The organism is Brevundimonas basaltis, assembly GCF_014202075.1.
Classification (GTDB): domain Bacteria; phylum Pseudomonadota; class Alphaproteobacteria; order Caulobacterales; family Caulobacteraceae; genus Brevundimonas; species Brevundimonas basaltis.
The window spans coordinates 386,114-399,682 of the sequence record NZ_JACHFZ010000004.1; the positions used below are offsets into that span (position 1 = coordinate 386,114).

The window sequence follows — 13,569 nt, forward strand, 5'->3', positions numbered from 1 at the left end:
CTGCCGGTCCATCCGGCGCATGACGTCAACGCCTGGTATCCGGCAAAGGTTCGGTCAGGGGCTCAGCGAGCCTCCCGGACCTCGACCTCCATGCCGAGCGCCTCCAGTTGTGGCCGGACCACCGAAGCGTCGCCGACCACCACCCAAACCATTCGCGCCTCGCCGAGCACGCGGCGGGCCTCGGCGTCCATCTGCCCAGCGGTCAGGGCCTCGTAGCGCGGGGCCAGCGTCTCCCAGTAGTTGTCCGGGCGGCCGTAGAGGGCGTTGGTGCGCAAGGCGTTGAGGACATTGGCCGAGCTTTCGAAGCTACCGGGCAACTGGCGGACATTGCCGTTGACGGTGCGCTCGCGCTCGGCGGCGGTGACGCCCCGGTCGGAGAGGAAGGACCGGTACTGTTCGATCAGAACGGCGATCGATTCGCCTGTGCGGTCCGATTGCACCGGAGCGGTGACGATGTAGGGCGTCTGGCGCTCCAGCGGATTGACGCGGCCGCTGAGGCCGTAGGACCAGCCGCGGGTTTCGCGGATGTCCTGATTAATGCGCGACAGAAAGCCGGCGCCGATGACTTCGTTGGCGGCGTTCAGGGTGACGAGGTCGTCCTGACCGGTCACCGGAAGCACGAGGCCGCCGAGGATCAGGGATTGGGGCGACTGCGGCCGGTCGATCAGGACAATGCGGGACCGCGGAGCCGGTATGGGCGCGTCGAAGGCCTTGGAGCCTTTCGCCGCCGCAGGGGGACCCCACGAGCCGAAGCGGGCCTCCAGCAGTGGCGTCAGCTCAGCCAGCGGCCGGTCCGACACAATGAACAGCTGGGCGTTGTCAGGCCGGATCCAGCGCTGGTGAAATCCCGTCAGATCGTCGCGACCGAGGCCCTGCACCGCCTCGGTCGACCCGAGACCCGACCAGGCGCGACCGTAGGGATGATCGGGGCCGTACAGGACGATCGGCAGGGCGCGGCCGCCGACACCGTTGGGCGAACTCTTCTCCTGGGCGATGGCGGCCAGCTGCTGGTTGCGACGCCGCTCAATGTCGGCGGTTCGGAAAGCCGGGTTGCGGACCACGTCCGCCAGCAGGTCGAGAGAGGGCTCGAGGTTCGGGGTCACGGCGGTCAGGCCCACGGTGGTGCGGTCGATGCTGGCGAAGGCCGCGACGTTGGCGCCCAGCCGCTCTTCCTCCTCGGCGATCTGCACGGCGGTCTTGCTGGTGGTGCCTTCGGTCAGCAGGTCGAGCATCATCCGCTGCGTGCCGGGGGCCGCGGCCGGATCGGCGGCGACGCCGGCGTCGAACTCCACCGCCACCCGGGTGACCGGCACGGTGGTCGAGCGGGCGTAGATCACCTCCATGCCGTTCGACAGCCGGGCGCGCTCGACGTCCGGAAAGTCCAGCGCCTTCATCGGGCCGACGCCGGGCATGGGTTCGCGTGGCGTGAAGGCAAGCGGTTCGGCGGGAGCCGGAGCCGGACGGCTATCCGCAGCCTCGACGTAGGGCTCGCGCTCGCCGGGATCGACCCGGGTGGCCAGCACCGGACGGGTCAGCCAGCGCCCCATCACGCCCTTCACCGATGCAGGGGTGACGGCGCCGAGATCGGCCAATTCCTTGCGGTAGAAGCCGGGATCGTCGGCGTAGAGCTCGCCCTCGGCCAGCACCACCGCCTTGCCGCCAAAGCCGCCGACGGGCTCCAGCGCCTGAATTTGGCCCGACAAGGTGCTGGTCACCGTCCGGGCGATCTCGTCTTCGGTCGGGCCGTTGGCGATGTAGTCGGCGATCAGAGCGTCGAGCCTGCGGGACACGGCGTCGGCGTCCTGGCCCGGTTTTACGTCGACCGTCACGGTAAACATGCCGATGCGGTGGAAGGGTTGATAGCCGGTTCCGACCGAGGTCGCGGTCTCTTCGCCGCGCACCAGTTCATTGTCCAGGCGGGAGCTGGCCAGTCCGCCCAGCACCGAGGCGGCGACCTGCAGATCGGCGGCCTCGTCGGCGAGCAAGCCGGGCACGATCCAGGTGCGATACAGGCGGGTGTTCGGGACCCGGTCCTGCATCTGCTGGTCGATGCGCGCCGCCAGGGTCGGGATATCGGCCTGGGCCGGCCCGTTCGTTGCGCCGCGCGGGATATGGCCGAAATACTGCTGGACCTTCCGGCGGGCGGCAGCCGCGTCGATGTCGCCGGCGAGGACCAGCACGGCGTTGTTCGGGCCGTAGTTGTCGCGGTGCCACTGACGCAGATCTTCGAGGCTGGCGGCGTCCAGATCGGCCATCGAGCCGATCGTGGAGTGGCGGTAGGGGTGGCCGGGCGGGAACAGGGCCTCGAGCTGCGAATAGTAGACCAGTCCGTACGGCTGGTTGTCGCCCTGGCGCTTCTCGTTCTGCACCACGCCACGCTGGTTATCGAGCCGCTCCTGATTGAGCGCGCCCAGCAGGTGACCCATCCGGTCGCTCTCCATATAGAGCGCCTGGTCGAGGGCCGAGGTCGGGACGGTCTGGAAGAAGTTGGTGCGGTCGAACCAGGTGGTGCCGTTCCAATCGGTGGCGCCGATGGCCCTGAGCGGCTCCATCAGGCCGCCGGGCAGGTTCTCGGTCGGATTGAACAGGCCGATGTGTTCGAACAGGTGGGCGAAGCCGGTCTGGCCCACGGGCTCGTCCTTGGATCCGACGTTGTACCAGGCCGCGACCGCAACCACCGGCGCCTTGCGGTCGGTATGGACGACGACGCGCAGGCCGTTGTCGAGGGTGAAGGCCTCGAACGGGATGTCGACGCTGCGGGCCAGCTCGGAAGCCGGGACCGGTCCGCCGCTTTGGGCCAGAACCGGCGGGGCCCCCGCGGCAAGGGCCAGGGCGAGAACGGCGGCGAAGGCGGTGTGGCGCATGACAAGTCCCCCAACTGCGATGGGGGAGACTACGCGTCGCCGAACGCGGTTCAAGTTACGGCTGCGTCACGAAAAAACCGCTTTACATGACAGGCCTATGCCCCCATATCGCGCCTTCCGGCGGACCCCGTGGTCTAACCGTTAAGCGCTGCTAACGCCGGTCTGGGTTTCACAATTTGCAGGGGGTTACGTGAATTGCGCACGTACCAGTTTCCCCTGGACCTGGTCCGTGAGCGGTCCCCTGAGCGTCCCGTCGCCCTCGTGCGACCGCGTTCGGTTTCCGTAGCGGCGCGCTGGTTCCAGGAAAATCTAAAGGCTGACGTCTTCTATGCGGTGAAGGCCAATCCGTCGCGCTGGGTCATCGAGACCCTGATCGACGCAGGCGTGACCGCCTTCGACGTTGCATCCCTCGCCGAGGTCGAACTGGTGCGTTCGGTCAGCGCCGAAGCGCGGCTGGCCTTCATGCACCCGGTCAAGAGCCGCGGCGCGATCACCCGGGCCTATTTCGAGTTCGGCGTCCGCACCTTCTCGCTCGACAGCCATGACGAGCTGGCCAAGATCATCGACGCCACCGGCGGCGCCGCGGACCTGAACCTGCTGGTTCGCATGGCCGTGTCGGCCGACGGCGCAGCCTATTCCCTGTCGGGCAAGTTCGGCGTGTCGCCGGACCAGGCCCCGTCCCTGCTGCTGGCCACCCGCCAGGCGGTGAAGGACGGGCTGATGGGCGTCTGCTTCCATGTCGGTTCGCAGTGCATGCGCCCGTCCGCCTACGAGGCCGCCATGGCCCAGGTCGGCCGCGCCATTTCGCGCGCCGGCGTGTTCGTGGACATCGTCGACGTCGGCGGCGGCTTTCCCTCGGTCTATCCGGGCATGGTCCCGCCGGACATGCAGGAATACGCCGACGCCATCCATCGCGGCTTCAACGAGATGCCGGTATCGGAAACCACCGAGCTGTGGTGCGAACCCGGCCGTGCGCTGGTGGCCGAGTCCTCGTCGGTGCTGTGCCGGGTCGATCTGCGCAAGGGCGACGCCCTGTATCTGAACGACGGGTCGTACGGCTCGCTGTTCGACGCCACCCACTCACGCTGGCCCTTCCCGACCAAGCTGGTCCGGGACGGCGCGGCGTCGAACGATCTGAAGCCGTTCCGGTTCTACGGACCGACGTGCGACAGCATCGACCACATGCCGGGCCCGTTCTGGCTGCCGGCTGATGTGCAGGAAGGCGATTTTATCGAGATCGGCATGCTCGGCGCCTATGGGGTCGCGATGTCGACCGGCTTCAACGGCTATGGCGAGCATGAACTGGCCGCGGTCGGGGACGCCCCCATGGCCTCTCTCTACGGCCTCGCCCCCCGGTCAATCCCGACGGTGCGCACCTCGGCGGAGGAGCAGGCCCGCAAGGTGGTTCGCCTGTCGCGTCCCAAGGGCAAGGCCGGCCAGCGGAAGAAGTCACGGCGCTAATCCGTCGCTTTCGCGTTGTAATCAGCAGCGGCCCGTCGCTCCGTCCGGGCCGCTGTTTCTCTTGACGACGGGCGCTCAAATCAAAGGGAAACCCTTGCAATGAACGCTCCTGTTCAATCGAACCAGAAGGCCCAACTGCTCCAGAATACGGTGGAGCACGTGGACATCACCTCCTTCGACGCCCGTCCGATCATCGACAGCATGCGCAAGATGTCGTTCTCGAGCCGCGACACGGCCCGCGCCGCCGACATCTTCAACATGGCGCTGGAGGACAAGGACTGCTCGCCGTGGCTGATCCTGGCCGGCTCGACCTCGGCCGGCGGCTGCATGCACGTGTACCGCGACATGGTGAAATTCGGCATGATCGACGCCGTGGTCGCCACCGGCGCCTCGATCGTCGACATGGATTTCTTCGAGGCGCTCGGCTTCAAACACTACCAGGCCGCCGGCGAGGTGGACGACAACGTCCTGCGCGACAACTACATCGACCGGATCTACGACACCTATATCGATGAAGAAGAGCTCCAGGCCTGCGACCACACCATCCTGGAGATCTGCAACCGGCTGGAGCCGCGCGGCTATTCCTCGCGCGAATTCATCTGGGAGATGGGCAAGTGGCTGTCGGAGGGGAACGCCAAGAAGCCCGGCTCGCTGATCCAGACCGCCTATGAAGAGGGCGTGCCGATCTTCTGCCCGGCCTTCGTCGACAGCTCGGCCGGCTTCGGTCTGGTCAAGCACCAGAAAGAGCGCATGGCCGAAGGCAAGCCCTATCTGATGATCGACGCGGTGGCCGACTTCCGCGAACTGACCGATATCAAGATCGCCGCCGGCGTCACCGGCCTGTTCATGGTCGGCGGCGGCGTGCCCAAGAATTTCGCCCAGGACACGGTCGTCTGCGCCGAAATCCTCGGCATCGAGGCCGAGATGCACAAATATGCGGTGCAGATCACCGTCGCCGACGTGCGCGACGGGGCTTGCTCGTCCTCGACGCTCAAGGAAGCGGCGTCGTGGGGCAAGGTGCAGACGACCCACGAGCAGATGGTCTTCGCCGAAGCGACCACAGTGGTGCCGCTGATCGGTTCGGACGCCTACCACCGGGGGGCCTGGAAGAACCGCGACAAGCGCCGATGGGCCAAGCTGTTCGGCAAGTAGGACCCAGACAGGTCACGGAGAGGCCGGGATGCGAATCCCGGCCTTTTCGCTGTCGGGGACGCGGGAACCCCTCACCGGCCGGTTCGCTTAGCGGGTGAAGGAGCTCGCCATGACGCAGCAACAGCAGCCGCAGCAGGCCGGGGACGCCCGGGAGGCCGACAACATGGGTGAAAAGCCCGATCTGGGCCGGACGCCAGACGCGCTGGGCGAGGCCCTGTCGGGCAGCGGCATGGGGTCGGACACCCGCGCGGGCTCGCTTCAGGGTGGGGCGGCGACCGGATCGGAGATCGACCCGGATCAGGACCGGATCAACGAGAGCCTGGCTACCGAAGGGATGCGCTCGGCCGCGCCGCGGGAGCCGGCCGGGGGGAATGCTCGATCGATCAACAACACCGGCGCGGACGAGCCGGCAGACGGTCGCCCGGGCGGGGGCGACGAGGCGGACGCGGCGACCGGCTGAAGCCGCGGCAATCCGCCCTGCCCCCGGCGCAGGCCCGCCTTGCGGCTGCCGCATGCATGCGCCACGGTGAAGCCAACCACACAGTCTTATTCGGGGACGACCAAGGGATGAAGCGTAGTCTTGCGGCCACCGCCATCGTGGCGGCCATGGTTCTGGCGGGGTGCGGCGACCAGGAGCCAGCCAGTGATGCCCCGGCCGCCAGAGAGGTTGCGACCGACGTCGCGGCCCCGGCGGCCGGGCCCGCATCCGGGTCGGAAGTGACGCCCCCGGGCATAGCCGCAAGCGCCGTGCCCGCCGCCGCCGGGGCTCCGTCCTTCGCCGTGATCTATCCGGGCGCAGAACTGAAGGGACCCGCCACCCTGGCCCAGGGCCCCTCGGGACCGGGCGGGATCGTCGAGTTCACCACCGAGGCCGATCCGGAGACGGTCATCGCCTTCTACCGCAAACGCGCCGAGGCGGCCGGGCTGAAACAGATCACGTCCATGAACCGCGGCGACGCCCAGGCCTATTCGGCCGGCGACGGCGCCAACGGTCGCGGCCAGCTGATGCAGGTCATAGCCACCCGGATCGAAGGCGGGCCGACCGACGTCCAGCTGGACTGGACGACCGGGCGGTGAGGCCGGCGGCGGCCCTGGCCGCCTGCGCCCTCCTGACGGCCTGCGCGACCGCCGGGGTTCCGTCGCCGGCCCCGACACCGCAGGGCTATCTGACCGGCGAACAGATCGCGCGCGTCGCGACCCTCATCCCGGACACGATCCTGATCGACGGCGCAGGAAATCCGGTCGAACCCGGCACTGACCGTTGGTGGATGGCCATCGCTCACGCCGAGATCCGCCCGCCCGAGGCCGCCCAACATTTCGACTGCGCCCTTGGAACGCGGCTGGCGGCCCGCCCCCGGCCGGCGCTGCGGCGTCTCATGGGCCGCCTGCTGGCCGACGCCGATTCCCTGACGCGAGAGGCGTCCAGACTGCACGGCCCCCATCCGCGCCCGATCGCCGTCCACCGGGGGCTTGAACCGTGCCAGCGGGTCAGCCCGGAGGTGCGCGACAGTCCCTCCTACCCGGCCGCCGGCGCCGTGGCGGGGACCCTCTACGGCGAGACCTTCGCCGCTCTCGCGCCGGACCGTGCCGGCCAGACACGGCGCATCGGGCGGGAGATCGGCTCCAGCCGCATCGTCTGCCGGATGAACAGCGAACAGGACGTCCACGCCGGCGAGCGGGGGGGCCGTGAACTATACTCGTTGATCGTCACCTCGGCCGAATTCCAGGCCGATCTCGAAGCCGCCCGCGCCGAGGTCGCCGCCGCCCGCGCGGAGGGTCTGACGAATCCCTCGTGCGCGGCCGAACGGCGGGCCCTCGGACCTATGCCGGACGGGGGCTGACCAGCGCGCCGTACAGGTCGGTGCGCCGATCGCGGAAGAAGCCCCAGGCGGCACGGTGCCGGTCGATGTAGTCGAGGTCGAAGGAGTGGACCAGCACCCCCTCGTCCTCGCGACCGAAGCTCTCGACCAGATCGCCGCGATGGTCGGCGATGAAGGACGAGCCGTAGAACACCTGCCCGACCTCGGTGGCGTGTTCGGCGCCGATGCGGTTGGCCCCGACGACCGGCACGACATTGGACACGGCGTGGCCCTGCATGGCGCGGCGCCACGGGTCAGCGGTGTCCAGTTCCTTGTCGTGCGGCTCCGAGCCGATGGCGGTCGGGTAGAACAGCACCTCGGCGCCCTGCAGCATCATCGCCCGCGCCGTTTCGGGGTACCACTGGTCCCAGCAGATGCCGACGCCGACCCGGCCGTGGCGCGTGTTCCAGACCTTGAAGCCGGTGTCGCCGGGCCGGAAATAATATTTCTCCTGATAGCCGGGGCCGTCGGGGATGTGGCTCTTGCGGTAGACGCCGAGGGCCGAGCCGTCGGCGTCGAGCATCACCATCGAGTTGAAATAGTGCGGCCCCTCGCGCTCGAAGATCGAAACAGGAATGGCCACGCCCAGTTCGGCGGCGACCGGCTGGAGGGCGGTGACGCAGGGGTGTTCCCGCCACGGATGAGCGGTGGCGAACCACTTCTCTTCCTGGCTGACGCAGAAATAGGGGCCTTGGAACAGCTCCGACGGCAGGATCACCTGTGCGCCCTTGCCGGCGGCGTCGCGGATCAAAGCGATCGTCTTGTCGATGTTGGCCTGGACGTCCTCGGAGCCATATGAGGTCTGGAGCGCGGCGACGGAGATCGTGCGGGCCATCAGGCAGGCTCCTGCTGGGAGATGCAGTGGAAGGATCCGCCGCCGGAGAGGATGGCGAGCGAGGGAAGAGAAATGATCTCACGGTCGGGCAAGACCGTCTTCAGACCTTGGCAGACGAGGTCGGCGGCCCGTTCGTCGCCGTAGGTCGGCACGATGACCGCCCCGTTGGCGATGAGGAAATTCATGTGGCTGGCGGGGATCGGCTTCTCGTCCTCGTCCAGCACCAGTCCCGGCGACGGCAGGGGCAGGACGCGGATCGGGCGGCCTCCCGCATCAGTCATCTCCGACAAGGCGCGAGCCACCTCCGCATAGACGTCGTCATTCGGATCGCCGCGGCCCCAGGCGACTGGACAGGCGACAACGCCCGGCGCGACGAAGCGCGCCAGGTTGTCGACATGGCCGTCGGTATGGTCGTTGAGCAGGCCGTCGCCCAGCCACAGCACCTTGCGGGCGCCGAGCGAGTCCGCCAGCGCGGCCTCGGCCTTGTCTTCCGTCCAGTCGGGGTTGCGGTTCGGGTTGAGCAGGCACTGTCGGGTGGTCAGGATCGTGCCCTGCCCGTCATGGTCCAGCGCCCCGCCCTCGAGAATGAAGTCGTGGCGGTCCAGCGGCGTGGCCGACGCCGCGCCGATCTGGGTCGCGACCGTGTCGTCATGCTCGAGTTCGAATTTGCCGCCCCAGCCGTTGAAGCGGAAGGCGGCCGCCCGGGCCGAACCCGCGCCGAAGATCGGTCCTGTGTCGCGCAGCCAGATGTCTCCGAACCGGCCATCAACGACCTCGACCCCGTCGACGCCGGCGAAGCGGGCGCGGGCGTCGGCGAGCGCCTCGTCCTTGCCGACCAGCAGCCTCACCAGTTCGCGGCCGGGACCGGCCAGGGCGCGCACCAGCGCCTCGACCTCGGCCTGGGCCGGGTCGAGATTCTCCTCCCACAGCTCGCCATGGCTTGGCCAGCCGACCCACATGGCGCGGTGCGGCGCCCATTCGGCGGGGACGGGGGTGGTCATCGGTGGGATGTCCTCGGACGGCGGCGGGGGAACCGCGCCAGATAGACACGGGACGCCTCGACTTCAACACGCCCGGGCCGTGAAGGCCCCGGACGCAGAAAGGGCGGCCCGTCTCCGGACCGCCCTTCCCGGCGTTTGTGATGGGAACCGGCTTAGAAGCTGGTGCCCAGCGAGATCACCGCGGTGCGCGGCGCGCCCAGCGAGCCGGTGCGGTTGCCGGTGGTGCTGGTCGAGATGTTGCCGAGGTATTCTTCCTCGAAGATGTTGGTGACGTTCAGTTGGACATAGGCGTTGCGAATGCCGAACGTGCGCGTCAGGTCGTAGCGGGCGTCGATGTCAAACACCGTGTAGCTGTCGAAAGATTCGCTGTTCACGTCGTTAGTGAAGCGGTCATCGACGAACTTGCCCTGGAAGCCAATCGACAGGTCCTGCGTCGGCTGCCAGTCGATGCGGCCCGAATAGGTCCACATCGGCGTCTCGACCAGCTTCTTGCCGGCGGTCGGCAGGAAGACGCCGGGGGCGGTTTCCAGATCGTCCTGAACCTCGCTCGTGTTGTACGAGGCCGAAGCGTAGACCGTCAGCTGTTCCGACACCTCGTAGCCGATTTGGGCGTCGACGCCGCTCTGCTCCACCGCGCCAAGGTTGCGGTCGATGAACTCGCCAAAGAAGGGCGACAGCGGATCGTTATCCCGCGAGGACACGATGCGATTGTCGTAGTCCGTCCACCACAGCGCGATCGAGGCCACGGTCCGGTCGTTGCGGAAGCGGTAGCCGAGGTCGGTCGACTTGGTGGTTTCCGGCTGGACGGTCGAGAAGTCGAGCTCGCCGGTCGTCCTGTCGCGGATCGGTTGATAGAGGTTGTCGGTCCGCGGAACCGAGATGCCCTCGGCATAGCTGGCGTAGACGCTGTGGCCTTGGGCGAAGCGGTACACGACGCCCGCGTTCGGCAGGACGTCCTCGTACTTGATCTCGGCCGAATAGGGCGCGATCCACGACGTCGTGCCGGTCGACGGGAAGCGGAAGTTGCCGGTGATCACCGGATCCGGCGTCGGAGTTTCGGTGGTGCAGCGCACCGTCGAACGACCGTTCTGCGAGTAGCAGTACTGGTTCAGCTCGCGAACGAAGAACGGCGCGCGGGCGCCGATGTTGACGGTGACGGCGTCTTCGAAGAAGTCACCGCGGTACTCGAGGGCGATCTGGTTCAGCTGGGCGATCGAGAACCGGTCACGGCCGCGGTACCAGGAGCCGTCCACGCCGTAGACGCGATCGTCCGGGCTGCCCCAGCGCTCCTGTCCGCCAAACACATTCAGCGGCTCGCTGGTGCGATCGAAGCGGGTCGCCTCGCCGGTCTGGCGATGACGGCCGTAGTCGAGGGTGTAGGCGGCGCGCAGGCGATGGTCGTCGTTCAGGTCCCAGATCAGCGAGCTGATGATGCCGTAGCGGTGGGTATTGGTGGTGTTGGGCGTATAGAGGCCGACGTTGTCGAGCACGTCGCCGTCGCCGTTCAGGTCCACACCCGGCCCGCCGGTGTTGCCGCCGGCCAGATCGAGACGGTCGTCACGTTCCTGCACGAGGGTGAAGCCGCCGCCGTTCGCGACCACGTACTGGAACGAGGGGTCGAAGGTGAAACGCAGGCTGTCGGTCAGGCCGTAGCTGAACTGGCCGCGAATGTTGCCCGTGTTCGACGGGTTGATGCGCAAGCCGTGATAGTTGGTGCAGCTTCCCATCGCCACGGTCCCGTCCGACAGGATGCGGGTCGACTGGGTGGCTTCGTTCTGGGTCGTGCCGTTGACGCCGACCGGACGGATGCAGGCGATGTCGTTCTCGAGGTAGTTGCCGCTCTCGAACTGGGCCTTGTTGATGAAGTTGTTGTAGAAATCGTTGCGGTTGACGTTCCAGTTGAACGCCACGCTGGCGAAGTCGCCGTCGCCGAGGTCCTGGTGCAGCTTGCCGTTGAACTGCTTCTTCTCAAGCTCGCCCGGGCCCTTGAACTTGTCGTAGCCGGTGTAGGAGGCGGTCACATAGCCGGTGGTGCCCCACGGGCCGAAGGCGCCTACGTCGGCGCGGGCGAAGACGCGACGGTAGTTGAACTCGCCGGCCGAGATGTTGAACTGGAAGCCGGGGTCCTCGAGCGGACGGGCCGAGGTGTAGTTGATGGTGCCGCCGGTGGCCGAGGCGGTCGGGCTGTCGACGTCGGTGGTGCCCTGGTTGACCGAGGCGCGCGAGATCAGTTCCGGATCCAGCTGCTGGTTGGTGTAGGTGGCGTAGTTGCCGGTGTCGTTCAGCGGCACGCCGTCGAAGGTCAGCGAGACGCGGTTGCCGTCAAAGCCACGCATGCGGATGTTGCCGCCCGAGTTGCCGTACGGGTCGGCGTTGACGAAGTTCAGGCCCGGGACGAGGTTCAGGGTCTGAAGGATCGTCTGACCGGGGCTTTGGGTCTCGATGTATTCCTGGGTGATCGTCGAGCGGGTCTTGGCGACCGTTTCGGCGGCGATCGTGCCCTCGATGGTGAACGGGCCCCGCGCGCCGGTGACGACGATGGATTCGACTTCCGTGGCTTCCGTCGCGACCGTGCCGGACGATTGGGCGGAAGCGGCGCCAGCCGCCAGGAAGCCGGTAAACAGGGCGGTCGTCGCCCAGAACACGCGTTTGCGGTTCGTCATTGTCATCTATCCCCGATGAAGAAAGAGCGCGTGCGCTCGGCGACCGGCCTGGGCCGGCTGGAAAAATCCCGCTCCCTCTACGGGCCCCGTCGGAAAGTGGGACGACATTCATGTGACAGTGATATGACAGCCCGACCCGGTGGCGCGGGAGACACAGTGCTGTGGGTGGCAAGACTGTGGATAGCTTGACCGACTCTAGGCCGGCGCGCCGCCCCAGACAGCCCTCAAACGCTCAGCCCGCCCGCAGAACCGGCTGTAAGCGGCATACCGGACCGGATTGCGCCGGGCGAAGTCCTGGTGGGAGACCTCGGCGGGCCAGAACCGGGCCGCGTCCCGGACCGGGGTGACGAAACGCGCTGCCCCAAGCCGAGCGGCCGCGGCCCGGCGGGAGGCCTCTGCCGCCGGTCTCTGCGCGGGACTGGCGAACACGGCGGTCGCATAGGAAGGACCCTGATCGCAGAACTGCCCATCCGGATCGGTCGGATCGATGGTCAGCCAGAATCGGTCGACCAGCTGCCGGTAGCTGATCCGGCTCGGATCATAGGTCACCTGCACGGCTTCAAGATGGCCCGTCCGGCCGCGCACGACCTGTTCGTAGGTCGGACGGCTCGTGGCGCCGCCGGCGAAACCCGACACCGCCGCCACCACGCCCGGGATGGCCTCGAAATTGGCTTCCACCGACCAGAAGCAGCCGCCGGCGAAGATGGCCGTTTCGCGCCGGCCGCTATCGCTGGCCTGACCGACGGCCGGCGCGCTCGCGGCCGGTTCTCCGGGCGAGCAGGCGGAGAGGGCGAGAATGACCAGGCTGAGTGTCGGACGGTTGGGCATCGGGCCCTCCAGGCGGGCGAACTGTCCCTGCATACGGACGCCGGTCCGGAATGGTTTCACCCGATGGCCGGACAAAACAAAACCGCCGGCCCCGTGAGAGGGACCGGCGGCTCTGTCATTCGCCGTGCCCGTGCCGACCCGAAGGTCGGAACGGTCGATATCAACCTAGAAGTTGATGCCGATGGTGGCGCGGCGGTTCAGAGGCTCGCGAACGCCGTCGGCGGTCGGGCGGGCCAGGGCGGTTTCGCCCTTGCCGTCCAGCGAGATCACGCCGCCGTTGACGCCCTGGGCGACCAGCGCGTCCGCAACGGTGCGGGCGCGGCGGTTGGACAGGCCGACGTTGTAGGCGGCCGAGCCCGAGGTGTCGGCGTGGCCGACGACCAGGATGCGGGTCGGACGACCCGACTTGGCGTAGTTGGCGGCTTGCGTGACCACCGACTGGGCTTCGGCGGTGAGGTCCGAGCGATCCCAGTCGAAGTAGACCACGAACTCACGCGCGACCGGAGCCGGCGGCGGCGGCGGCGGGGGAGGCGGCGGGGGCGGCGGCGGCGGCGGCGGCGGCGGCGGCGGCGGCGCGTAGATCACCTCGTCGGCGCCGAACGCATAGCGCAGGCCCAGGCTCACCGAATGGTCACGGTAGCGACCTTCGACCGTACCGAAGTCGACCACCGGCGAGGAATCGAAGGTGTCGAACTCCATGTTCGACATCAGGTAGCGATAGGTCAGGTCCAGGCTGGCCCGATTGCTCAGCGCCCAGGTCAGGCCGGCGATGGCCTGCGCCGCCAGCTTGGCCGAGCTGTCGTCTGCGCCCACGGCGATCGTCCGGTTGGACGCCAGGGTGCCGAGGAACTCGGTGTTCACCCGGTTGATGCCGGCGCCCATACCCACGAACGGCCGCAGGGTCGA

Annotated in this window: 11 protein-coding genes; 5 read left to right on the forward strand and 6 right to left on the reverse strand. The window is 68.0% G+C overall.

The window, feature by feature from the left end; translation table 11 throughout:
• Positions 1-62: 62 nt before the first annotated feature.
• The gene (locus HNQ67_RS11565; RefSeq protein ID WP_183255525.1) at positions 63-2,864 is read right to left on the reverse strand and encodes a M16 family metallopeptidase; all 2,802 of its coding nucleotides are present in this window, start codon (positions 2,862-2,864) and stop codon (positions 63-65) included.
• A 195-nt stretch (positions 2,865-3,059) separates the two neighbouring features.
• Between HNQ67_RS11565 and HNQ67_RS11570 the strand changes: the two genes are divergently transcribed.
• From HNQ67_RS11570 to HNQ67_RS11590, 5 genes are all read left to right on the forward strand, one after another.
• Positions 3,060-4,325 carry a type III PLP-dependent enzyme gene (locus tag HNQ67_RS11570; RefSeq protein ID WP_183255528.1) on the forward strand — a complete coding sequence of 422 codons (1,266 nt, stop codon included), beginning with the start codon at positions 3,060-3,062 and terminating at the stop codon, positions 4,323-4,325.
• 99 nt (positions 4,326-4,424) lie between these two features.
• Positions 4,425-5,477, forward strand: a complete 1,053-nt coding sequence (locus HNQ67_RS11575; RefSeq protein WP_183255531.1) for a 1,9-bis(guanidino)-5-aza-nonane synthase — start codon at positions 4,425-4,427, stop codon at positions 5,475-5,477.
• A gap of 109 nt (positions 5,478-5,586) precedes the next feature.
• The gene (locus tag HNQ67_RS11580; protein ID WP_246347559.1) at positions 5,587-5,937 is read left to right on the forward strand and encodes a ribonuclease; all 351 of its coding nucleotides are present in this window, start codon (positions 5,587-5,589) and stop codon (positions 5,935-5,937) included.
• Between the two features lie 107 nt (positions 5,938-6,044).
• Positions 6,045-6,554, forward strand: coding sequence for a hypothetical protein (locus HNQ67_RS11585; protein ID WP_183255533.1), 510 nt, complete (start codon positions 6,045-6,047; stop codon positions 6,552-6,554).
• The gene (locus tag HNQ67_RS11590) at positions 6,551-7,318 is read left to right on the forward strand and encodes a phosphatase PAP2 family protein (protein ID WP_183255536.1); all 768 of its coding nucleotides are present in this window, start codon (positions 6,551-6,553) and stop codon (positions 7,316-7,318) included. The genes HNQ67_RS11585 and HNQ67_RS11590 overlap by 4 nt, the downstream gene beginning before the upstream one ends.
• Here the strand turns inward: HNQ67_RS11590 and aguB are convergent.
• The 5 genes from aguB to HNQ67_RS11615 form a co-directional block, all read right to left on the reverse strand.
• Positions 7,299-8,171 (reverse strand): N-carbamoylputrescine amidase, encoded by an 873-nt coding sequence (gene aguB / locus HNQ67_RS11595; protein ID WP_183255539.1) that lies wholly within the window; start codon positions 8,169-8,171, stop codon positions 7,299-7,301. The genes HNQ67_RS11590 and aguB overlap by 20 nt on opposite strands.
• Positions 8,171-9,172 carry an agmatine deiminase family protein gene (locus HNQ67_RS11600; protein ID WP_183255542.1) on the reverse strand — a complete coding sequence of 334 codons (1,002 nt, stop codon included), beginning with the start codon at positions 9,170-9,172 and terminating at the stop codon, positions 8,171-8,173. The genes aguB and HNQ67_RS11600 overlap by 1 nt, the downstream gene beginning before the upstream one ends.
• A gap of 152 nt (positions 9,173-9,324) precedes the next feature.
• Positions 9,325-11,835: a TonB-dependent receptor gene (locus HNQ67_RS11605; protein ID WP_183255544.1), complete on the reverse strand. Its 2,511-nt coding sequence runs from the start codon at positions 11,833-11,835 to the stop codon at positions 9,325-9,327.
• A gap of 195 nt (positions 11,836-12,030) precedes the next feature.
• A complete protein-coding gene (msrA, locus tag HNQ67_RS11610; protein WP_183255547.1) occupies positions 12,031-12,663 on the reverse strand; it encodes a peptide-methionine (S)-S-oxide reductase MsrA in 633 nt (210 codons plus the stop codon).
• Between the two features lie 165 nt (positions 12,664-12,828).
• Positions 12,829-13,569, reverse strand: a 741-nt coding sequence (locus HNQ67_RS11615) for an OmpA family protein (protein ID WP_183255549.1), incomplete at its 5' end; no start/stop codon positions are given.

What these genes read in the sequence shown, in the direction of transcription:
- HNQ67_RS11565 (WP_183255525.1), bottom strand. Translation starts at nt 2,864, where the DNA reads ATGCGCCACACCGCCTTCGCCGCCGTTCTCGCCCTGGCCCTTGCCGCG.
- HNQ67_RS11575 (WP_183255531.1), top strand. Translation starts at nt 4,425, where the DNA reads ATGAACGCTCCTGTTCAATCGAACCAGAAGGCCCAACTGCTCCAGAAT.
- HNQ67_RS11580 (WP_246347559.1), top strand. Translation starts at nt 5,587, where the DNA reads ATGACGCAGCAACAGCAGCCGCAGCAGGCCGGGGACGCCCGGGAGGCC.
- HNQ67_RS11585 (WP_183255533.1), top strand. Translation starts at nt 6,045, where the DNA reads ATGAAGCGTAGTCTTGCGGCCACCGCCATCGTGGCGGCCATGGTTCTG.
- aguB (WP_183255539.1), bottom strand. Translation starts at nt 8,171, where the DNA reads ATGGCCCGCACGATCTCCGTCGCCGCGCTCCAGACCTCATATGGCTCC.
- HNQ67_RS11600 (WP_183255542.1), bottom strand. Translation starts at nt 9,172, where the DNA reads ATGACCACCCCCGTCCCCGCCGAATGGGCGCCGCACCGCGCCATGTGG.
- HNQ67_RS11605 (WP_183255544.1), bottom strand. Translation starts at nt 11,835, where the DNA reads ATGACGAACCGCAAACGCGTGTTCTGGGCGACGACCGCCCTGTTTACC.
- msrA (WP_183255547.1), bottom strand. Translation starts at nt 12,663, where the DNA reads ATGCCCAACCGTCCGACACTCAGCCTGGTCATTCTCGCCCTCTCCGCC.